Here is a 20,246-nt window from a genome sequence, read left to right on the forward strand (position 1 = left end):
GGCCCGAGGCCCGGGCGACCGCCGAGCGCGCCGCCCGCGCCGCGGCCCGTGCCGCCCGCCGCACCCCGGTCCCCGTGCCCCTCGACGCGGCCCTCGGACTCACCCTGGCCGCACCGCTGACCGCCCTCACCGACCTGCCCTCCTTCGACACCTCCGCGATGGACGGCTGGGCCCTCGCCGGACCGGGGCCCTGGGCGCTGCGCGACGAGGGCGTCCTGGCCGGACACGCGGAGCCCGCGCCCCTCACCGACGGCGAGGCCGTCCGCATCGCCACCGGCGCACGCATCCCCCCGGACACCACCGCCGTACTGCGCACCGAGCACGGCCGTACCGACGAACGCGGACGCCTGCACCCCACCCGCGCGGTCGTCCACGGCCAGGACATCCGTCCGCGCGGTCAGGAGTGCCGCAGCGGCGACCAGTTGCTGCCCGTCGGCACCCTCGCGACCCCGGCGGTCCTGGGCCTCGCGGCCGCCGCCGGATACGACACGCTCACCGCGGTCCCCCGCCCCCGCGTCGACGTCCTGGTCCTCGGCGACGAACTGCTCACCCAGGGCCTCCCGCACGACGGCCTCATCCGGGACGCGCTCGGCCCGATGCTGCCGCCCTGGCTGCGTGCGCTGGGCGCCGAGGTCCGCGCCGTGCGCCGGATCGGCGACGACGCCAAGGCACTGCACCGCGCCATCACGTCCTCCGACGCCGACCTGATCGTCACGACCGGCGGCACCGCCGCGGGCCCCGTCGACCACGTCCACCCGACCCTGCGCCGGATCGGCGCCGAACTCCTCGTGGACGGCGTCAGGGCACGCCCCGGCCACCCCATGCTGCTGGCCCGCCTCAAGGACGACCAGCACCTCGTCGGACTGCCCGGCAACCCCCTCGCCGCCGTCTCCGGACTGCTCACCCTCGCCGAGCCGCTGCTGCGCACCCTCGCCGCCCGCCCGGCACCCGAGCCGTACACGCCGCCCCTGCGGGACGCGGTGCACGGGCACCCGCACGACACCCGGCTCGTGCCCGTGGTGCTGCGCGACGAGGGTGCCGTGCCGTTGCGCTACAACGGTCCGGCGATGCTGCGTGGCATCGCGGCCGCCGACGCCCTGGCCGTCGTACCGCCGGGCGGTGCCCGGTCGGGGCAGGAGGCCGAGCTGCTCGACCTGCCCTGGGCGACCGGCGGGATCGGGGTGTGTTTCACGTGAAACTTCCGGGCCAGGACGCGATCGCGCGCCAGGCGGACGAGCACTTCGTGACCCACAAGGTGAAGCTCCCCAGGAAGCTGGTGGAGCACCCGTTCCGCCAGGTCGCCAAACGGCTGTCCATCGCCCTCGTGGTCCTCGTGGTGACGGCCTTCATCGTGTACGCGGACCACGACGGCTACACCGACAACTCCGACGGTTCCGTCGACCTGCTCGACTCCTTCTACTACGCCACCGTCACCCTCTCCACCACCGGATACGGTGACATCACGCCCGTCAGCGACGCCGCCCGGCTGACCAACATCTTCGTCATCACGCCGCTGCGCGTGCTCTTCCTGATCATCCTGGTCGGCACCACGCTGGAAGCCCTCACCGAGCGCACTCGGGAGGAGTGGCGCCTGAACCGCTGGAGGTCCGCCTTGCGCGATCACACCGTCGTCGTCGGCTTCGGAACCAAGGGGCGGTCGGCGATCCAGACCGTCTGCGCGACCGGGCTGCGCAAGGACCAGGTGGTCGTGGTCGACCCCAGCGGCAAGGCCATCGAGGCCGCGACGGCCCACGGCTACGCGGGCGTGGTCGGTGACGCGACCCGCAGCGACGTGCTCAACCGGGCCGAGGCGTACCGGGCGAAGCAGATCATCATCGCCACGCAGCGCGACGACACGGCCGTGCTGGTCACGCTGACGGCCCGGCAGCTCAACCGCGGCGCGAAGATCGTGGTCGCGGTCCGCGAGGAGGAGAACGCGCCGCTGCTGAAGCAGTCCGGCGCCGACGCCGTGATCACCAGCGCCAGCGCCGCCGGCCGGTTGCTCGGGCTCTCCGTGCTCAGCCCCGCCGCCGGCATGGTCATGGAGGACCTGATCAGCCAGGGCAGCGGACTCGACCTCATCGAACGGCCCGTCATAAAGGCCGAGGCGGGCAAGAAACTGCGGGAGGTGGACGACTTGGTGGTGAGCGTGATCCGCGGCCACCGGGTCCTGGGCTACGACGATCCGGCGGTCGGCGGGCTGGAGCTGACGGACCGCCTGATCACGATCGTACGGGCGACGCCGGGCACCCATGTGACGCCCGACGCCCGCCCGTTCCCCCGCGACTGAGCCGCCGCTCCCCTGCTACTTGCGGTTGTAGAGCCGCATCGTGACCGGGCCGAAGACCGCCAGGAACAGGCCCGCCCAGCCCAGCGTCCAGGCGATCTCGACGCCGGGCCAGCCGCCCGCCATCAGGCCGCGCACCGCGGACGCCAGGTGGGTGATCGGGCTGTTGTTGACGAAGGCCTGGAGCCAGCCCGGCATGGTCTTCGGGTCGACGAAGACGTTGGACAGGAAGGTGAGCGGGAAGATCACCATCATGCTGACGCTCATCACCGACTTCTCGGTGCGCAGCATCAGCCCGAACATCGTCCAGATCCACGAGAAGGCGAACGAGAAGAGCAGCAGCAGCGCGATCCCGGCGACCACGCCGACGAACCCGCCGTCGGGCCGGTAGCCGAGCAGCAGCCCGACGGAGAGCATGACGACGGACGCGATGGTGTAGCGCAGCGCGTCGCCGAGGAGATAACCGACCATCGCCGAGGGCCGCCAGATCGGCAGCGAGCGGATGCGGTCGAAGACGCCCTTCTCGATGTCGACGTTCACCGAGACCCCGGTGTACATGGTGATCATCACGACCGACATCACGAGGATGCCCGGCAGCACGAACTGGATGTAGTCACCGGGCGAACCCGCCAGCGCACCGCCGAAGAGGTACGTGAACATCAGCAGGTTCATGATCGGGAAGGCGGTGACGTCGAAGAGCTGCTCCGGCACGTGCTTGATCTTGAGGATCGCGCGCCAGCCGAAGGTCAGGGACGTGGACAGGGCGCCGGGCCGCGGCGGCCGCTCCCTGGTCACCAGCAGGGCCGCCAGCGACTCGGTGCTGACCGGGGAGAGTTCCTTGTCCGGGGTGCTCGTGGCCGTGCTCATGCCGTCACCTCGTCCTTCGTGTCGGTGTCGGTGCCGGAGTCGCCGTCGCTGCTCTGGCCGGTGTCGTGCCCGGTCAGCGCCAGGAAGACCTCGTCGAGGCTGGGCTGTCCCAGGGAGAAGCCGTCGACGGTGATGCCGGCCCGGGCCAGCTCACCGAGCGCCTTGGCGGCCTGGTCGGCGGCGGTGTCTCCGGCCGTCACCCCGAGGCGCGCGGTGAGCGCCACCGGGTCGGGCTCCAGCTGCACCTCGGCCACCAGCAGGTTCCGCAACAGGCGCTCGGCCTCGGGCCGCTCCTCCGCGTCCCGCAGCCGCAGATGGACGGAGCCGGCGCCGACGGAGGACTTCAGCTCGCCCTTGGTGCCCTCGGCGATCACCCGCCCCTTGTCGATGACGGCGATCCGGGACGCCAGCTGGTCGGCCTCGTCCAGGTACTGCGTGGTCAGCAGCACGGTCGTGCCCTGGGCGACGACCGCGCGGACGATGTCCCACACCTGGTTGCGGCTGCGCGGATCGAGACCGGTGGTGGGCTCGTCCAGGAAGAGCAGGTCGGGGGTGTTGAGGATGGAGGCGGCGATGTCGATGCGCCGCCGCATGCCGCCGGAGTACTGCTTGACCTGCTTCGCCGCGGCGTCCGTCAGGCCGAAGGCCGCCAGCAACTGCTCGCCGCGCTCCCGGGCGGCTGTCTTGCTGTGCCCGAGCAGCCGGCCCAGCAGCACCAGGTTCTCGGTGCCGGTGAGGTCCTCGTCCACGGACGCGTACTGCCCGGTGAGGCTCACCCGGCCGCGTACCTCGTCCGCCTCGCGCACCACGTCGTGACCGAAGACGCGGGCCTGGCCGCCGTCCGGCCGCAGCAGGGTGGCGAGCATCTTCACCGTGGTGGTCTTGCCGGCGCCGTTCGGGCCGAGGACGCCGTAGACCGTGCCGGCCGGCACCGCGAGGTCCACCCCGTCCACGGCCCGGGTCTCACCGAACGTCTTCACCAGTCCCGCGGTCTCGATGGCGAGTCCGGACGTGTGCGTGCTCATGCTGAGGGTCCTTCCGCGTTCTTGGCGTACGCGTTCTTGGGCTACGCATGGGAAGACCTTTACCGTCGCGCAAACTCATCGGCGACGCACGGGGATTTTCCGGCGGGGAAGGACGGGGGGACACAGGAGTAGCGTCGGCCCCATGCATGCGATCACGATTCCCGAACCCGGAGGCCCCGAGGCGCTGGTGTGGGCCGAGGTCCCCGACCCGCAGCCCGGCGAGGGCGAGGTCCTGGTCGAGGTGGCGGCCAGCGCCGTCAACCGCGCCGACATCATGCAGCGCCAGGGCTTCTACGACCCCCCGCCCGGCGCCTCCCCCTACCCGGGCCTGGAGTGCTCCGGACGCGTGGCCGCGCTCGGCCCCGGCGTGTCCGGCTGGGCCGTCGGCGACGAGGTGTGCGCGCTGCTCGCGGGCGGCGGCTACGCCGAGAAGGTCGTCGTCCCGGCCGGACAGCTGCTGCCGGTGCCGCAGGGTGTCGACGTGAAGGGGGCGGCGGCGCTGCCCGAGGTGGTCTGCACCGTCTGGTCGAACGTCTTCATGGTCGCCCACCTGCGCCCCGGCGAGACCCTGCTCGTGCACGGCGGCTCCAGCGGCATCGGCACCATGGCGATCCAGCTCGCCAAGGCCGTCGGCGCGAAGGTCGCGGTGACGGCGGGCAGCAAGGAGAAGCTGGAGCGCTGCGCCGAGCTGGGCGCGGACGTCCTGATCAACTACCGGGAGCAGGACTTCGTCGCCGAGGTGAAGGAGGCCACGGGCGGCGCGGGCGCCGACGTCATCCTCGACAACATGGGCGCGAAGTACCTGGACCGCAACGTCCAGGCCCTCGCCGTGAACGGCCGGCTCGCGATCATCGGCATGCAGGGCGGCCGGAAGGGCGAGCTGAACATCGGCACGCTCCTCGCCAAGCGCGCCGCCGTCAGCGCCACCTCGCTGCGGGCGCGGCCCCTGGAGGAGAAGGCGGCGATCGTGGCGGCCGTGCGGGAGCACGTCTGGCCGCTGTTCGGCGGGGGACACGTCCGTCCGGTCGTCGACCGCGAGATGCCGATGAGCGAGGCCGCCGAGGGCCACCGGGTGGTGGAGGAGAGCGGCCACATCGGCAAGGTGCTGCTGGTCGCCCCGTAGACGGCGCGACGACCGGCGCACGACCGGCGCACGGCCCTACGCCCGGCGCAGGCGCAGTCCCGCGAGGCCCAGGGCGAGGCCGAGGCCGATGAGTACCAGGCCGCTGCCGAGGGGGAGGACCCGCAGGAGGGGTTCGGCGGCGGCCCGGGTGGGCGTGCGGCTCTGTGACGGGGATCGGGGTGGGGCGGTCGAGGGCACCGCGGCGCCCTCGGTCCGGGTGGGCGGCAGGGCGGCGGCCGGGTCCTCGGGGACGCCGTCGTCGCCGTCGTCGTCGTCCCGGTACCGGCCGGGGTGCTCGTTCCTGCGGTCGTGCTCCGGCTCCCGCTCCTCGGCGTGACCGGGCCGCTGCCTGCCCGCACCCGGCGGGTTCCCGCCCCGGGAGGGCTCGGGGTCGGCCGTGGTGCCGGACGCCGACGGCGAGGGGGAGGAGGGCGTAGGTGTGGGCGTGGGCGAACCGCTGTCCGCGGGGCCGGATTCGACCGGGGGCCGGGCGTTGGGGCGGTCCGGGCGGTCGCCGTCGTCGGGGCGCCGGGGGCGTTCGTGGCCGCCCCGCCCGTCATGGGTGCCGGAGCCGTCCGGGACGGTGGGCGTCCCCGGCGCGGAGGGCCCCGGTGACGGCGCCGCCACCGCCGCCGACCGGACGGCGGCGTGGGCCGGCTGCGCCCCGTACGGCGCCACCCACGCACCGGCCCCCAGGACTCCCACCAGTCCCGTCATCCGCAGGGCGCGCAGCCATGGAGTCACGTCCGTGACCCCCTCCCGGTGATGTGCGGTCGTGGAAAGCGTCGTGGAAATCGACGGATCAAGCCTCACATTCGTCGGTGACACCGGCATTCCGGGCGCCGCCGAACGCGCCGGGACGGTTTCCGCGGGGGCACCGCCCGTCCGGGGTCCGGGGGTGCGAGACAATGGCGGTATGGAGATGCCGAGGAACGACAGGTCGCCGGAGAACCCTCAGATCCTGGTCGTCGGCCAGGACGGAATGGCGCTCAGCGGCGGCGGGGACGACGACTCCCGCGAGATTCCGGTGACCGAGCAGGTGGAGCAGCCCGCCAAGGTCATGCGGATCGGCAGCATGATCAAGCAGCTGCTCGAAGAGGTGCGGGTCGCGCCCCTGGACGAGGCGAGCCGGGTCCGGCTCAAGGAGATCCACGCCAGCTCGGTGAAGGAGCTGGAGGACGGTCTGGCCCCGGAGCTGGTGGAGGAGCTGGAGCGGCTCTCGCTGCCCTTCACGGACGACGGCACCCCGACCGACGCCGAACTGCGGATCGCACAGGCACAGCTGGTCGGCTGGCTGGAGGGCCTCTTCCACGGCATCCAGACCACGCTGTTCGCCCAGCAGATGGCCGCGCGGGCCCAGCTGGAGCAGATGCGCCGCGCGTTGCCGCCGGGCACCGTCCCGGAGGGCGGCGAGGAGAGCCCGCACCCGGGCGGCCGTTCCGGCGGCCCCTACCTGTAGGCACGCCTCCCTACAGGCGCGCCTCCCCGCAGGCACGACTCCCGGCAGGGACGCTTCCACCGACCGACAACGCGAAGGGCCCGGCAGCACCGCTGCCGGGCCCTTCGACGTCAGGCGTCCGTCACGTCGCCCGTCACCGTCGTCACGTGCTCACTCCGACGGCGGGTTGCCCGTCGAGACCTTGAGCTGGATCTCCGGCATGTTCTCCGGGTCGACGTCCGTGCCGGCGGTGGGGAACTGGTCCCGGACCGAGCCCTCGCCGTAGGTGTTCTCGTCGACGTCGACGACCTTCATCCGCCAGCCCGCGGCGTTGAAGCACTCCTTGACCGAGCCGATGTACTTGAACGTGAAGTCCGGCACCTTGATCTTGTCGGGGTCGTTGTACGACTCCTCCGGCTCGGTGCACTTGTCCTTCTCGATCGTCTTCGTCCTGTCCGGCCCGCGGTAGCCCGCCGCCTTCGACGGCGACGCGGACACGCTCGCCGTGCCGCCACCGCCGGCCTCCGGGTCCTCGTCCCCGCCCCCCTTCATCAGGAGCGCGCCGACCAGGGCGCCGACGGCCACGACGGCGACCACGATCGAGCCGATGATCACCGGCTTGTTCCGGCCGCCGCCCGAGGAGCCGGAGCCCTGGGCCGAGGGCGTCAGGTTGTACGGCGGCGGCGTGGACGCGCCCTGCTGCTGCGCGTACGGCGACGGGGCCGGCGTCTGGTAGCCGGCCTGCTGCGGATAGCCGTACGCCGGCGAGTGTGGCGCCGGGGCCGGGGTGCCGTACGGGTTCGGGCCGGGGGCCGGTGTCGGCTGGTACGGGGTCTGGACCGGCCCCGTCGGCGCCGGGGCCCCCTGGTCGACCGGCGGGAACACCGCGGAGCCGACGCCCGCGCCGCTCGACGTCTGGGCACCGGGCACGATGCTCGGCGGGGCCGCCTGGAAGGAGGCCGCCACCCGCAGGCACTCGTCGCGCATGGTCTCGGCGCTGGGGAAGCGTTCGTTGGGGTTCTTCTTCAGCGCGCGGGCCACCAGCGCGTCCACCGCCGGGGGCAGCGCGCGGTTCACCGCGGACGGGGCGACCGGCTCCTCCTGCACGTGCGCGTACGCGATCGCGAGCGGCGAGTCGGCGTCGAACGGCAGGCGTCCGGTGACCAGCTGGAACAGCATGATGCCGACCGAGTACAGGTCGGAGCGGGCGTCGACACCGCGGCCGAGGGCCTGCTCCGGCGAGAGGTACTGCGGGGTGCCGACGACCATGCCGGTCTGCGTCATCGAGGTCACGCCGGACTGCATGGCGCGGGCGATGCCGAAGTCCATGACCTTGACCACGCCGCGCTTGGTCATCATCACGTTGCCCGGCTTGATGTCCCGGTGGACCAGGCCCATCTCGTGGCTGATCTCCAGCGCGGCCAGCACGTCCGCGGTGATCTTCAGGGCCTTGTCGGCGGGCATCGCGCCCTGCTGCCGCACGTCCTCGTCGAGCACGGAGCCGAGCGGCCGGCCCTCGACGTACTCCATGACGATGTACGGAGTCGTCAGGCCGTTCAGATCGTCCTCGCCGGTGTCGAAGACCGAGACGATGTTGGTGTGCGTGAGCTTGGCCACGGCCTGGGCCTCGCGGCGGAAGCGCTCGCGGAAGGCCTGTTCGCGACCCAGCTCGGTGTGCAGCGTCTTGATCGCCACCTGACGGTCGAGGACCGAGTCGTACGCCAGGTGCACCGAGGCCATGCCGCCCTCGCCGAGCAAGTCGCGCAGCTGGTAACGGCCGCCGGCGAGCGCCCGCCCCGCGTACCGTCCCTGTCCGGCGGCGTCCTGGCTCATGTCTCTGCGTCCCCCATAGACGGCGGGCGCCGGTGGCGGCGGCACGCGCGCTCGTGATCGAAAGTGCTATTCCCGGCCAAGTCTGCCCCAGGGCACCGACACGTCAAGCGCGGTGCCCGTTCCGTGACCGTACGCGAAAGAAGCGTCGCGGAAGCGTTACAGCCCGCGTACCGCCGGTACACGGAATTTGCACGAGAGTACGGAACCAGGGTTTCATGACCGGTCCGTCTCATGTCCGGTCCCGGCGCCCCATCTCGGACCGGAGGCCCCCGCGAAGGCTGTAGCGTGGCCGACGGAGACCGTAACAACACCGCGCGTACCGCGGGCAGAAACGACGGCGAGGACTGATGGCACAGCAGCAGCGCGCCCAGGGCCCGTCCGAACCCGAGGCATCTGGCGGCGGTATGTCTGACGCGCCGGAGAACTGGGGCAACGGCGGCCTGGTCGGCGACGGCCGGTACCGGCTGACCCGCAGGCTCGGGCGAGGCGGCATGGCCGAGGTGTTCGCCGCGGAGGACGTCCGCCTGGGACGCACCGTGGCGGTCAAGCTGCTGCGCGCGGACCTCGCCGAGGACCCGGTCTCCAAGGCGCGGTTCACACGCGAGGCACAGTCGGTGGCCGGGCTCAACCACCACGCCATCGTGGCCGTGTACGACTCGGGCGAGGACGTCGTCGGCGGCCAGTCCGTGCCGTACATCGTGATGGAGATCGTCGAGGGGCGCACCATCCGCGACCTGCTCCTCAACGCCGAGGCGCCCGGGCCCGAGCAGGCGCTGATCATCGTCTCCGGCGTCCTGGAGGCGCTGGCCTACTCGCACCAGCACGGCATCGTGCACCGCGACATCAAGCCGGCCAACGTCATCATCACCGACACCGGCGCGGTCAAGGTGATGGACTTCGGCATCGCGCGCGCCCTGCACGGCGCCCAGTCGACGATGACGCAGACCGGCATGGTCATGGGCACCCCGCAGTACCTCTCCCCCGAGCAGGCCCTCGGCAAGGCCGTCGACCACCGCTCCGACCTGTACGCCACGGGCTGCCTGCTCTACGAACTCCTGTCGCTGCGCCCGCCGTTCACCGGGGAGACCCCGCTGTCGGTGGTCTACCAGCACGTGCAGGACATCCCGACGCCCCCGTCCGAGGTCTCCGACGCCACTCCGCCGGAGCTGGACGGCCTGGTGATGCGCTCGCTGGCCAAGGAGCCCGACGACCGTTTCCAGACCGCCGAGGAGATGCGCGGCCTGGTCCAGTACGGGTTGCAGATGCTGTACGAGCAGGGCGGCCACACCGGCACCTGGAACACCGGCCCGGTCGCCGCGCACGACGGCCGGCACACCCCCTCGGCCGGCCTGGCCGGCACGACGGTGCTGCCGCACTCCGACCACCACGGGGCGTCCGGCACCCAGCAGATCCCCCAGCCGATCCTGCCGGGCGGCTACGGCGGGAGCGACGACGGCGGCTTCGAGGGCCACGGCAACAAGGGCAGCGGCCGCGGCAAGCTGTGGATACTGGCCGTCTTCGCGGTGATCGCCATCGCGGCCGGCGTCGCGCTGGCCCTGAACAACGGCGACGGCGACAAGGGCGGCACCGAGACGGACAAGAGCCCCTCGGCGACCACCTCCCAGAGCACCGGCCAGGAGTCGCCGAGTTCCTCGCCCAGTGACGAGGCGACGCAGGAGACCACCGACCCGGGCACCGAGCAGGGGTCGGGCGGGGACGGCAACGGCGGCGGGGGCTGGGAGCAGCCGGACACGCCCACGTGGACGCCGTCGAACACCGCGACGAACGATCCGACCGGTGACCCGACCGGCGACCCGACGGGCGACCCCACCGGCGATCCGACGGGCGACCCCACGGGCGGTGGTGAGCCGACCGGTGGCGGTGAGCCGACCGGTGGCGGCGATCCCACGGGCGGTGGCGAGCCGACGGGCGGCGCGACCGGCGCCCCGGGCGGTTCCGAGGGCGGCGAGGGCTGACCCGGCCCCGTCCCTGTGCCTTACGCGCGCGTGCGGCCCGGAAACGGGCTCCACGCGCGCGTCGCGTTGCGGGGACGCCGTCGCGGGGACGTCGTTCTCGGCGAGGTCAGAGCGGCCCGGCCGACCCGTCCGTGAAGTGCACCGTGCCGAACTGCGGCTCGACGCGCAGATAGGCGGGCTCGAACGGCTCGCCGTCCACCCGGTCCGGCGCCGGACCGAACCGCTCCAGCTCGGCCGTGCTCGGCTCGTGGTCCTCGCACCGGCCCACGACCTGCACGGTCCACAGGCTCTCGCCGGGCCGCGCGGAGGTCAGGTTGTCCGCCCCGTACGCGACGACGCTCCCGGCGCACATCCGGTGGTACCCCCAGCTCCTGGGCATCCGCAGCAGGACCCGGCCGTCGCTCACGATGTGCCGCGCGTGGGCGAGGAAGGGCAGGGCGCGCAGGGTGGTGGCCGCCCGGCCGTAGGCGGTACGGCCGAGCAGGCCGACGGCGAGCTGTTCGTCGGAGGGCATGGACTCACTGTGCGGGAGCGCGGGGCACAGGACCAGGGCCGCCCGCCCCGGCGGCGGGGGACGTAAGTCCCGAGTGGGACCGCGGCCGGTGACACGGGACCCGTCAGCGGTTCTCGGCCTCCAGTCGGGCCACGAAGGCCGCCGCCTGGGAACGCCGCTGCATACCGAGCTTGCCCAGCAGGCTCGACACGTAGTTCTTGATCGTCTTCTCCGCCAGGTGCAGCCGCTCGCCGATCGCGCGGTTGGTCAGTCCCTCGCCGATCAGCTCCAGGATGCGGCGCTCCTGGTCGGTGAGCCGGGCCAGCCGGTCGTCCGGCTTCGCCCCGCCGTCGCGCAGCCGCTCCAGCACCCGCGCGGTGGCCGCCGGGTCGAGCAGCGACTTCCCGGCCGCCACCTCCCGTACGGCGCCGAGCAGCTCGGCGCCGCGGATGTCCTTGAGGACGTAGCCGGAGGCGCCCGCCATGATCGCGTCGAAGAGGGCCTCGTCGTCGGCGAAGGAGGTCAGCATCAGACAGCGGACGGACTCGTCCCGGGAGCGGATGTCGCGGCAGACCTCCACGCCGCTGCCGTCCGGCAGCCGCACGTCCAGCACCGCTACGTCCGGACGGGTGGCCGTGACCCGGGCCTGCGCCTCGGCGGCCGTACCGGCCTCGCCCACCACCTCGATGTCGGCCTCGCCGGAGAGCAGATCGTGCACCCCGCGCCGGACCACCTCGTGGTCGTCGAGGAGGAATACCCGGATTTTTCCGTCTTCGCGCACGCGGTCAGTGTCACACACCGACTCTTCCCGTGCCCGGGGTGGCCGGGATAACGTGCCGTTGTTCCGGCCCCCTGCAAGGCTGTGACCAGTAAAACTTCCGCCCTGCGCCGATTTACTTGGAAATCCGAGTAAAAACGCAGGTCAGGAGGGGTTTCACAGAAATGTGGAGCACTGGGTAACGTGCTGTTCGCAGGGCGCTCGCCGGGGCACCTGTCACGCCTGTTCCCGATCGGGCCGCACCCACCCTTGTGCGTCCGCCGGGCCGCAGGTGAGCCGCACTGGCTTCCGGCGAACCCGGGGGCCGGACCGACGGAGGAGCACACGTGACCGAGAGCACTGCCGCGCGCAAGCCGCGACGCAGCGCCGGAAGCAAGGCGGCCGGCACCACCGGCACCAAGGCGGCCGGGACCACCGGCAGCAAGGCCGGCACCGGCGCACAGCGCACCACCAGCACCACCCGTACCGCTGCCCAGAAGGGCTCCGAGACGGAGCTGGTGCAGCTGCTGACGCCCGAGGGCGAGCGCGTCGGGACGGCCAAGAACTCGCCGTACGCCGAGTACGCCTCGTACGTCGCCGACATCACCCCCGACGAGCTGCGCGGTCTGTACCGCGACATGGTGCTCACCCGGCGCTTCGACGCCGAGGCCACCGCCCTGCAGCGTCAGGGCGAGCTGGGCCTGTGGGCCTCCCTGCTGGGCCAGGAGGCCGCCCAGATCGGCTCGGGCCGGGCCACCCGCGAGGACGACTACGTCTTCCCGACCTACCGCGAGCACGGCGTCGCCTGGTGCCGCGGGGTGGACCCGACCAACCTGCTCGGCATGTTCCGCGGCGTGAACAACGGCGGCTGGGACCCCAACAGCAACAACTTCCACCTGTACACCATCGTCATCGGCTCGCAGGCGCTGCACGCCACGGGCTACGCGATGGGCATCACCAAGGACGGCGCCGACTCGGGTGTGATCGCGTACTTCGGCGACGGCGCCTCCAGCCAGGGCGACGTCAGCGAGGCGTTCAACTTCGCCGCGGTCTACAACGCCCCCGTGGTGTTCTTCTGCCAGAACAACCAGTGGGCGATCTCCGAGTCCAACGAGAAGCAGACCCGGGTGCCGCTCTACCAGCGCGCCCAGGGCTTCGGCTTCCCCGGCGTCCGCGTCGACGGCAACGACGTGCTGGCCTCGCTCGCGGTCACCCGCTGGGCGCTGGACCGCGCCCGGCGCGGCGAGGGACCCGCGCTGATCGAGGCGTACACGTACCGCATGGGCGCCCACACCACCTCGGACGACCCCTCCCGCTACCGGCACGACGACGAGCGCGTCGCCTGGGAGGCCAAGGACCCGATCCTGCGCCTTCGCCGCTTCCTGGAGTCCGCACACCACGCGGACGAGGGATTCTTCGCGGAACTGGAGGCGGAGAGCGAGACGTTGGGCAAACGAGTGCGCGAAGTGGTCCGTGCCATGCCGGACCCGGACCGGTTCGCCATCTTCGAGCACGCGTACGCGGACGGGCACGCGCTCGTGGACGAGGAGCGGGCGCAGTTCGCCGCCTACCAGGCATCGTTCGCAGACGCAGAGGGGGTCTGACATGGCAGCGGAGAAGATGGCGCTGGCGAAGGCGATCAACGAGTCGCTGCGCCGTGCGCTGGAGTCGGACCCCAAGGTCCTGATCATGGGCGAGGACGTCGGCAAGCTCGGCGGTGTCTTCCGGGTCACCGACGGTCTGCAGAAGGACTTCGGCGAGGACCGGGTGATCGACACCCCGCTGGCCGAGTCCGGCATCGTCGGCACCGCCATCGGTCTGGCGCTGCGCGGCTACCGGCCGGTGGTGGAGATCCAGTTCGACGGTTTCGTCTTCCCGGCCTACGACCAGATCGTCACGCAGCTGGCGAAGATGCACGCCCGGTCGCTGGGCAAGGTCAAGATGCCGGTCGTCATCCGCATCCCCTACGGCGGCGGCATCGGCGCGGTCGAGCACCACTCCGAGTCCCCCGAGGCCCTGTTCGCGCACGTGGCCGGCCTCAAGGTGGTCAGCCCCTCCAACGCGGCGGACGCGTACTGGATGATGCAGCAGGCCATCCAGAGCGACGACCCGGTGATCTACTTCGAGCCCAAGCGCCGGTACTGGGACAAGGCCGAGGTCGACAAGGAGGCCATCCCGGGCCCGCTGCACGCCGCGCGGGTGGTGCGCGAGGGCACCGATCTGACGCTGGCCGCCTACGGCCCGATGGTGAAGCTCTGCCAGGAGGTCGCCGACGCGGCCGCCGAGGAGGGCCGCTCCCTGGAGGTCGTCGACCTGCGCTCGATCTCGCCGGTCGACTTCGACACGATCCAGGCCTCGGTGGAGAAGACCCGCCGCCTGATCGTGGTCCACGAGGCGCCGGTGTTCCTGGGCTCGGGCGCGGAGATCGCGGCCCGGATCACGGAGCGCTGCTTCTACCACCTGGAGGCCCCGGTGCTGAGGGTCGGCGGCTACCACGCGCCGTATCCTCCGGCGCGCCTGGAGGAGGAGTACCTGCCCGACCTGGACCGGGTGCTGGATGCCGTCGACCGCTCGCTGGCGTACTGAGGAGGGGAGCGTGACGACGATGACGGACAGCTCCGTGCGTGAGTTCAAGATGCCCGACGTGGGTGAGGGGCTCACCGAGGCCGAGATCCTCAAGTGGTACGTCCAGCCCGGTGACACGGTCACCGACGGGCAGGTGGTGTGCGAGGTCGAGACGGCCAAGGCCGCCGTCGAACTGCCCATCCCCTACGACGGCGTGGTCCGCGAACTGCACTTCCCCGAGGGCACCACGGTCGACGTGGGCACGTCGATCATCGCGGTGGCCGTCGGCGGCGGCGCGGCGGCCGCGGAGCCGGTGCAGGAGGCCGTGGCGGACACCCCGGCCACTGCCGAGGCGGAGGAGCCCAAGCCCCAGGGCCGCCAGCCGGTCCTGGTCGGCTACGGGGTCTCCACCTCCGCGACCAGGCGCCGTCCCCGCAAGGGCGCTCAGGCCCCGGCCGCCGGGCAGGAGGCGTCGGCGGCGGTCCAGGCCGAGATGAACGGTCAGGGACCGGCCGCACCCGCGGCACCCGCCGCACCCGCGGCCCCGGCCGCTCCGGTCGGCGGTGAGCGTCCGCTGGCCAAGCCCCCGGTGCGCAAGCTGGCCAAGGACCTCGGCGTCGACCTGGCGACCGTGGTCCCGTCGGGCCCGGACGGCATCATCACGCGTGAGGACGTCCACGCGGCGGTGTCGGCGGCGGCCGAGCCGGCGCCGCAGGCCCCGCGGCCCGAGACCCCCGCCCCCGCTCCGGCAGCGACCGCGACCGCGCCGGCGTCGTACGACACGACGCGCGAGACCCGCATCCCGGTCAAGGGCGTGCGCAAGGCGACGGCGGCGGCGATGGTCCGCTCGGCGTTCACGGCGCCGCACGTCACCGAGTTCGTGACGGTCGACGTGACGCGCACGATGAAGCTGGTCGAGGAGCTGAAGCAGGACAAGGAGTACACGGGCCTGCGGGTGAACCCGCTGCTCCTGATCGCCAAGGCCCTGCTGGTCGCGATCAAGCGCAACCCGGACATCAACGCGTTCTGGGACGAGGCCGCCCAGGAGATCGTGGTCAAGCACTACGTCAACCTGGGCATCGCCGCCGCCACCCCCCGGGGCCTGATCGTCCCGAACATCAAGGACGCCCACGCCCAGACCCTGCCGCAGCTGGCCGGCTCCCTGGGCGAGCTGGTCTCGACGGCCCGGGAGGGCAAGACCAGCCCCGGCGCCATGCAGGACGGCACGGTGACCATCACCAACGTCGGCGTCTTCGGCGTCGACACCGGTACGCCGATCCTCAACCCCGGCGAGTCCGCGATCCTCGCGGTCGGCGCGATCAAGCTCCAGCCGTGGGTCCACAAGGGCAAGGTGAAGCCGCGTCAGGTGACCACCCTCGCCCTGAGCTTCGACCACCGCCTGGTCGACGGCGAGCTGGGCTCCAAGGTCCTCGCCGACGTGGCGGCGGTCCTGGAGCAGCCGAAGCGGTTGATCAGCTGGGCGTGAGAGCCGCGAACCCACTAGGTCCGTAACGGAAGGGGCGCCGCAAGTTGGAGTTGCGACGCCCCTTCTGCCGTGCCGGGGTCAGACCTGGTGCAGCACGTACACCGGAGCACCGTCGGTGGCCCGGAGGCATTCGTTGACCCGCCGCACGGAAAGCCCCGTACGGGCGGCGATCGACTCAGCGGTTCCCGCAGCTCACCCTTCCCGGGGTACGGCGTGTGTGAGTGCCGTGGCGTCAGGGCTACTTCGCGAAGCCGTAGTTCATGAGCTTCGTGGCGTCCTTGGCGCGCTGGGTGGACGACGAGGACGCCAGGACCGTGCCGATGACGGTCTTGCCCTTCCGGGTCGCGGCGAAGACCAGGCAGTACTTGGCCTCCGGTCCCGACCCGGTCTTCACGCCGATGGCGCCGCTGTAACTGCCCAGCAGCGTGTTGGTGTTGGTCCAGGGCGCCATCGTGCGGGTGCCGCCCTTCTTGGTCCGGGTCTTCGCCGTGTACTTCTTGGTCTTCACGATGGTGCGGAAGGTGGAGTTCTTCATCGCACTGCTCGCGAGTTTCGTGAGGTCGCGCGGCGTGGAGTAGTTCTTGCCGTTGCCGATGCCGTCGAACGAGTCGAAGTGCGTGTTCTTCAGGCCGAGGCTCTTGGCGGTCGCGTTCATCTTGCCGATGAACGACTTCACGCGCGCCGACCGGGTCTTGCCCGAGCCGAACTTGTCGGCCAGCGCGTACGCGGCGTCGCAGCCGGACGGCAGCATCAGCCCGTAGAGCAGCTGGCGGACCGTCACCTTGTCGCCGACGATCAGCCGGGCGGAGGAGGCGTTCTTCGACACGATGTAGTCGCTGTACGCCATCTGGACCGTGACCTTGGCGTCCAGGTTCAGCTTCGGCTGGGAGAGCACGACCTTGGCGGTCATGATCTTGGTCGTGGAGCCGGTGGAGCGCTTGGTGTCGGCGGCCTTGGTGTAGAGCGACTTGCCGGTCGCGTTGTTCATCACGAAGCCGCCCTTGGCGACGATCGAGGGCACGGCGGGGGCCCGCACGGCGGGGGCCAGGGTGACGCGCCCGGGTGCGGCGGCCTGTGCGGGTGCGGTGGCGAGGACCCCGGTGGCGAGGACGGCGCCGCCGGTCAGAGCGACGGAGAGGGCCCTGCGCAGACGCACGCCCGAAATGGTATTCATTGAGTTTATTACCCCGATTGTGGTGAATTCCCCTGGGACGCGGCCGAGTTGCAGTCGGCAGAGCGGTGGCCGCGTCAGTGCGACACCCGAAGGGGGCGAATGGTTGCACGGTGGGGCGGGGCGAATTCTCGGCTCCTCCTCCCGAGTGGGTCCGCGTCCGGATACTGGACCGGATCCCTCTTGTGTCCCTGTTGTATCTATCCTGTCGGCATGACCACGGCAGTGAAGCAACCCCCCGCGGCGGACCGCGTCTACACCCACGTCAAGCAGGGTGTCCTGGAGCGCCGTTACGAGGGTGGGACGCTGCTCACCGAGGGCGAGCTGGCCGAGGCCGTGGGCGTCTCCCGCACCCCGGTGCGCGAGGCGCTGCTGCGGCTGGAGGTCGAGGGGCTGATCCGGCTCTATCCCAAGAAGGGCGCGCTGGTCCTACCCGTCTCCGCGCAGGAGATCGCGGACGTGGTGGAGACCCGGCTGCTGGTCGAGGAGCACGCGGCCAGGAAGGCCGTACCCGCCCCGCCGGCGCTGGTCGAGCGGCTGGAGGAGCTGCTCGCCCGGCAGCAGGAGCAGGCCGCCGCCGGTGACTTCGCCGCCGCCTCCGTCACCGACCGCTGCTTCCACGCCGAGATCGTCCGCAGCGGCGGCAACGAGATCCTCTCCCGCCTCTACGACCAGCTCCGCGACCGCCAGTTGCGCATGGGCGTCGCCGTCATGCACTCCCACCCCGACCGGATCGCCAAGACCCTCGCCGAGCACGAGGAGCTCCTCGACGCGCTGCGCTCCGGGGACGCGGAGGCGGCCGTCGGCGTGGTGGGCCGGCACGTGGGCTGGTTCTCGCACCTGGCACGGGGGGAGGTCCGATGAGTACGGCCACCTCGGCCGGCCGCGTGCTGCCCGGTGACCCGCCGGGGGGCCGGCGCGCGATCGCCGTATGGGGCATCGGCGTCTCCGTCTACTTCGTCGCCGTCATCTTCCGTACGTCCCTCGGGGTGGCCGGTCTCGACGCCGCCGACCGCTTCCACGTCAACGCCTCCGCGCTGTCCACCTTCTCCATCCTCCAGCTGCTGGTCTACGCCGGCATGCAGATACCCGTCGGCCTGCTGGTCGACCGGCTCGGCACCAAGAAGGTGCTGGGCATCGGCGTCGTGCTGTTCACGGCGGGGCAGCTGGGCTTCGCCTTCTCCCCGTCGTACGGCATGGCGCTGGCCTCGCGGGCGCTGCTGGGCTGCGGGGACGCGATGACGTTTATCAGCGTGCTGCGGCTGGGCACCCGCTGGTTCCCGGCCCGGCGCGGGCCGATGGTCGCCCAGCTGGCCGGGCTGGTCGGCATGGCGGGCAACCTGGTCTCCACCCTCGTGCTGGCCCGGCTGCTGCACGGCATCGGCTGGACCGCGGCGTTCGCGGGCAGCGCGCTGGCGGGTGTCGTCGTCTTCGTCCTGCTGCTCCTCTTCCTCAAGGACCACCCCGAGGGGCACGAGCCGGAGCCGTCGGCGCACCAGGGGGCCGCGTACGTGCGGCGGCAGATCGCGCTGTCCTGGCGGGAGCCGGGGACGCGGCTCGGGCTGTGGGTGCACTTCACCACCCAGTTCCCGGCAATGGTGTTCCTGCTGCTGTGGGGGATGCCGTTCCTGGTCGAGGCGCAGGGGCTGTCCCGGGCCACGGCCGGCACGCTGCTCACCCTGGTCGTCCTGTCCAACATGACCGTCGGTCTGGTCTACGGCCAGATCATCGCCCGGCACCACGCGGCGCGGCTGCCGCTGGCGCTCGGCACGGTGGGGGCGACGGCGCTGCTCTGGGCGGCGACGCTGGCCTACCCGGGCGAGCACGCGCCGATGTGGCTGCTGGTCGTGCTGTGCACGGTGCTGGGCGCGTGCGGGCCGGCGTCGATGATCGGCTTCGACTTCGCGCGGCCGGCGAATCCGCCGGAGCGGCAGGGGACGGCGTCCGGGATCACGAACATGGGGGGCTTCGTGGCGTCGATGACGACCTTGTTCGCGGTGGGGGTGCTGCTGGACGCGACGGGGGACGACTACGGGGTGGCGTTCTCGTCCGTGTTCGTCCTTCAGGCGTTGGGTCTGTCGCAGATCCTGCGGTTGCGGAAGCGCGCCGCGTTGCGGGAGCGGGAGCGGTTGGTGGTCAGCCGGGTGGAGACGGTGCACGTGCCTGTGTAGGCCCCCGGTGCGCGGGGCGGGGGTGGGGCGCTGACCGGCGCCGGCCGGGTGCCGCTGCGCCCACCCGTGCCGCCCCAGCGGCACGACTGCCCCCCCCCCCGCAGCTAGGGGGTAACCGTGAAGTTCCGCAGGATCGCCGCCGTCAGGTCCGGGTCGCCCTCCGTCTTGATGCGGTCCGCCGCCGCCTCCGGGGTCACCCGGCCGCAGGCCAGGCGGAAGTACGTCTCCCAGTCGAGGGTGAGGGTGGCGGCGGGGCCGAGGGCCGGGGACGATTCGAGGGTGCCGCGGCCCTGGATGTCGACGCGGATGGTGCGCAGGAACTCGACCGGGCCGTGCACGTCGAAGACGACGGCCGAGCTGCGCGGCGCGTCCGCCCGCTCGGCGACGACGGCGGGCAGCTCGCCGAGCAGCACGTCCCGCGCGACGTACGCGCCGGGGGAGTCGAGGTTGCCGGGGCGGCCGAGGGCCGTGCGCAGGTCCTGCTCGTGCGCCCACACGTCGAAGGCGTGCCGGCGCATCGCCTCCTCCAGGGTCAGCTCGGTGCCGAGCGGGCCGCGCATCTTCGTGCCGGGGTCCCGCGACTCGTTCCGCAGCTGGCGGTTGCGCCGGATGATCATGTACTCCAGCTCGGACGTCATCTCCGGAGCCGTGTGGTGGCGGCGGACGTCGACCTGCATCTCCATGTAGCGCTGGTGGTCGTTGGTGACGTGGTAGAGGTCGCGCGGCAGGGTGTGGATGGGGCGGGGGTCGCCGAGCATCTCGGAGTCCAGCCCGAGGACGTGCGAGACGATGTCGCGCACCGACCAGCCCGGGCAGGGGGTCCGGCGGTTCCACTCTGCCTCCACAAGCGGCTGGACCAGCTCGGATATCGCCTCGATGGAGTGAGTCCAGGCGTCGGCGTAGGGCTGGAGGGTGGGATGCAGACTCACGGAACGGGACCCCTCGGCGGTCGGTACACGGGCGGTTGGCGGCAGCGGTGCCAGTGGCGGCGGCGGCAGTCGGCGGGCGTCTTGGGAGGCTAAGTTACGCTGCTGTGCGGCACCCCGGCAGTGCT

General features: G+C 72.0%; 18 protein-coding genes and 1 pseudogene. 10 read left to right on the plus strand and 9 right to left on the minus strand.

Annotated features, from left to right (window positions below):
- Nucleotides 1-1,196: molybdopterin molybdotransferase MoeA (locus BZZ08_RS28515; protein ID WP_104635089.1), on the plus strand; the 1,196-nt coding region annotated here is incomplete at its 5' end.
- Nucleotides 1,193-2,290, plus strand: a complete 1,098-nt coding sequence (locus tag BZZ08_RS28520) for a potassium channel family protein (RefSeq protein WP_104635090.1) — start codon at nt 1,193-1,195, stop codon at nt 2,288-2,290. The genes BZZ08_RS28515 and BZZ08_RS28520, both read left to right, overlap by 4 nt.
- A gap of 15 nt (nt 2,291-2,305) precedes the next feature.
- On the opposite strand, the gene BZZ08_RS28525 is transcribed toward BZZ08_RS28520, so the two are convergent.
- Together BZZ08_RS28525 and BZZ08_RS28530 are read right to left on the minus strand one after the other, a co-directional pair.
- Nucleotides 2,306-3,154, minus strand: a complete 849-nt coding sequence (locus BZZ08_RS28525) for an ABC transporter permease (protein WP_104635091.1) — start codon at nt 3,152-3,154, stop codon at nt 2,306-2,308.
- Nucleotides 3,151-4,179 carry an ATP-binding cassette domain-containing protein gene (locus BZZ08_RS28530; protein WP_104635092.1) on the minus strand — a complete coding sequence of 343 codons (1,029 nt, stop codon included), beginning with the start codon at nt 4,177-4,179 and terminating at the stop codon, nt 3,151-3,153. The genes BZZ08_RS28525 and BZZ08_RS28530 overlap by 4 nt, the downstream gene beginning before the upstream one ends.
- A gap of 142 nt (nt 4,180-4,321) precedes the next feature.
- Between BZZ08_RS28530 and BZZ08_RS28535 the strand changes: the two genes are divergently transcribed.
- A complete protein-coding gene (locus tag BZZ08_RS28535; RefSeq protein ID WP_104635093.1) occupies nt 4,322-5,302 on the plus strand; it encodes an NAD(P)H-quinone oxidoreductase in 981 nt (326 codons plus the stop codon).
- Between the two features lie 36 nt (nt 5,303-5,338).
- Here BZZ08_RS28535 and BZZ08_RS39685 read toward each other — a convergent pair whose 3' ends face one another.
- Nucleotides 5,339-6,046, minus strand: coding sequence for a hypothetical protein (locus tag BZZ08_RS39685; protein ID WP_241965591.1), 708 nt, complete (start codon nt 6,044-6,046; stop codon nt 5,339-5,341).
- Between the two features lie 172 nt (nt 6,047-6,218).
- Here BZZ08_RS39685 and BZZ08_RS28545 point away from each other — a divergent pair, with 172 nt between their 5' ends.
- Nucleotides 6,219-6,761, plus strand: a complete 543-nt coding sequence (locus tag BZZ08_RS28545) for a bacterial proteasome activator family protein (RefSeq protein WP_104635094.1) — start codon at nt 6,219-6,221, stop codon at nt 6,759-6,761.
- 150 nt (nt 6,762-6,911) lie between these two features.
- On the opposite strand, the gene BZZ08_RS28550 is transcribed toward BZZ08_RS28545, so the two are convergent.
- Nucleotides 6,912-8,573 carry a Stk1 family PASTA domain-containing Ser/Thr kinase gene (locus BZZ08_RS28550; protein WP_104635095.1) on the minus strand — a complete coding sequence of 554 codons (1,662 nt, stop codon included), beginning with the start codon at nt 8,571-8,573 and terminating at the stop codon, nt 6,912-6,914.
- A gap of 347 nt (nt 8,574-8,920) precedes the next feature.
- Between BZZ08_RS28550 and BZZ08_RS28555 the strand changes: the two genes are divergently transcribed.
- Complete coding sequence (locus BZZ08_RS28555; RefSeq protein WP_198601732.1) at nt 8,921-10,549, plus strand: protein kinase domain-containing protein; 1,629 nt, start codon at nt 8,921-8,923, stop codon at nt 10,547-10,549.
- Between the two features lie 106 nt (nt 10,550-10,655).
- On the opposite strand, the gene BZZ08_RS28560 is transcribed toward BZZ08_RS28555, so the two are convergent.
- Both BZZ08_RS28560 and BZZ08_RS28565 read right to left on the minus strand, forming a co-directional pair.
- The gene (locus tag BZZ08_RS28560; RefSeq protein WP_104635097.1) at nt 10,656-11,063 is read right to left on the minus strand and encodes a hypothetical protein; all 408 of its coding nucleotides are present in this window, start codon (nt 11,061-11,063) and stop codon (nt 10,656-10,658) included.
- Between the two features lie 103 nt (nt 11,064-11,166).
- Nucleotides 11,167-11,823 (minus strand): response regulator, encoded by a 657-nt coding sequence (locus BZZ08_RS28565; protein WP_104635098.1) that lies wholly within the window; start codon nt 11,821-11,823, stop codon nt 11,167-11,169.
- Between the two features lie 323 nt (nt 11,824-12,146).
- On the opposite strand from BZZ08_RS28565, the gene pdhA reads away from it, so the two are divergent.
- From pdhA to BZZ08_RS28580, 3 genes are read left to right on the plus strand one after another with little or no spacing between them, the layout of a single operon-like run.
- Entirely contained in the window at nt 12,147-13,403 is a 1,257-nt protein-coding gene (gene pdhA / locus BZZ08_RS28570; protein WP_104635099.1) for a pyruvate dehydrogenase (acetyl-transferring) E1 component subunit alpha, read from the plus strand.
- 1 nt (nt 13,404) lies between these two features.
- Nucleotides 13,405-14,385, plus strand: coding sequence for an alpha-ketoacid dehydrogenase subunit beta (locus tag BZZ08_RS28575; RefSeq protein ID WP_104635100.1), 981 nt, complete (start codon nt 13,405-13,407; stop codon nt 14,383-14,385).
- 10 nt (nt 14,386-14,395) lie between these two features.
- The gene (locus BZZ08_RS28580) at nt 14,396-15,850 is read left to right on the plus strand and encodes a dihydrolipoamide acetyltransferase family protein (RefSeq protein ID WP_198601733.1); all 1,455 of its coding nucleotides are present in this window, start codon (nt 14,396-14,398) and stop codon (nt 15,848-15,850) included.
- Between the two features lie 78 nt (nt 15,851-15,928).
- Here the strand turns inward: BZZ08_RS28580 and BZZ08_RS40150 are convergent.
- Nucleotides 15,929-16,050: pseudogene (locus tag BZZ08_RS40150) on the minus strand (DNA-binding protein); the annotation flags it as partial.
- Between the two features lie 38 nt (nt 16,051-16,088).
- The gene (locus BZZ08_RS28590; RefSeq protein WP_104635101.1) at nt 16,089-17,024 is read right to left on the minus strand and encodes a D-alanyl-D-alanine carboxypeptidase family protein; all 936 of its coding nucleotides are present in this window, start codon (nt 17,022-17,024) and stop codon (nt 16,089-16,091) included.
- Nucleotides 17,025-17,234: 210 nt separating this feature from the next.
- On the opposite strand from BZZ08_RS28590, the gene BZZ08_RS28595 reads away from it, so the two are divergent.
- Both BZZ08_RS28595 and BZZ08_RS28600 read left to right on the plus strand, forming a co-directional pair.
- Complete coding sequence (locus BZZ08_RS28595) at nt 17,235-17,885, plus strand: GntR family transcriptional regulator (RefSeq protein ID WP_104635102.1); 651 nt, start codon at nt 17,235-17,237, stop codon at nt 17,883-17,885.
- Nucleotides 17,882-19,192 carry an MFS transporter gene (locus tag BZZ08_RS28600; protein WP_104635103.1) on the plus strand — a complete coding sequence of 437 codons (1,311 nt, stop codon included), beginning with the start codon at nt 17,882-17,884 and terminating at the stop codon, nt 19,190-19,192. The genes BZZ08_RS28595 and BZZ08_RS28600 overlap by 4 nt, the downstream gene beginning before the upstream one ends.
- Before the next feature lie 104 nt (nt 19,193-19,296).
- Here BZZ08_RS28600 and BZZ08_RS28605 read toward each other — a convergent pair whose 3' ends face one another.
- Nucleotides 19,297-20,121, minus strand: coding sequence for a maleylpyruvate isomerase family mycothiol-dependent enzyme (locus BZZ08_RS28605; RefSeq protein ID WP_104635104.1), 825 nt, complete (start codon nt 20,119-20,121; stop codon nt 19,297-19,299).
- Between the last annotated feature and the right edge of the window lie 125 nt (nt 20,122-20,246).

This window comes from Streptomyces sp. MH60 (assembly GCF_002939385.1).
Lineage (GTDB): Bacteria > Actinomycetota > Actinomycetes > Streptomycetales > Streptomycetaceae > Streptomyces.

Excerpts from the sequence above, each read along its gene's own strand:
- BZZ08_RS28555 (WP_198601732.1), top strand. The coding sequence starts at position 8,921 with ATGGCACAGCAGCAGCGCGCCCAGGGCCCGTCCGAACCCGAGGCATCT.
- BZZ08_RS28545 (WP_104635094.1), top strand. The coding sequence starts at position 6,219 with ATGGAGATGCCGAGGAACGACAGGTCGCCGGAGAACCCTCAGATCCTG.
- BZZ08_RS28590 (WP_104635101.1), bottom strand. The coding sequence starts at position 17,024 with ATGAATACCATTTCGGGCGTGCGTCTGCGCAGGGCCCTCTCCGTCGCT.
- BZZ08_RS28595 (WP_104635102.1), top strand. The coding sequence starts at position 17,235 with ATGACCACGGCAGTGAAGCAACCCCCCGCGGCGGACCGCGTCTACACC.
- BZZ08_RS28525 (WP_104635091.1), bottom strand. The coding sequence starts at position 3,154 with ATGAGCACGGCCACGAGCACCCCGGACAAGGAACTCTCCCCGGTCAGC.
- BZZ08_RS28560 (WP_104635097.1), bottom strand. The coding sequence starts at position 11,063 with ATGCCCTCCGACGAACAGCTCGCCGTCGGCCTGCTCGGCCGTACCGCC.
- BZZ08_RS28575 (WP_104635100.1), top strand. The coding sequence starts at position 13,405 with ATGGCAGCGGAGAAGATGGCGCTGGCGAAGGCGATCAACGAGTCGCTG.
- BZZ08_RS28550 (WP_104635095.1), bottom strand. The coding sequence starts at position 8,573 with ATGAGCCAGGACGCCGCCGGACAGGGACGGTACGCGGGGCGGGCGCTC.
- BZZ08_RS28530 (WP_104635092.1), bottom strand. The coding sequence starts at position 4,179 with ATGAGCACGCACACGTCCGGACTCGCCATCGAGACCGCGGGACTGGTG.
- BZZ08_RS28600 (WP_104635103.1), top strand. The coding sequence starts at position 17,882 with ATGAGTACGGCCACCTCGGCCGGCCGCGTGCTGCCCGGTGACCCGCCG.
- BZZ08_RS28535 (WP_104635093.1), top strand. The coding sequence starts at position 4,322 with ATGCATGCGATCACGATTCCCGAACCCGGAGGCCCCGAGGCGCTGGTG.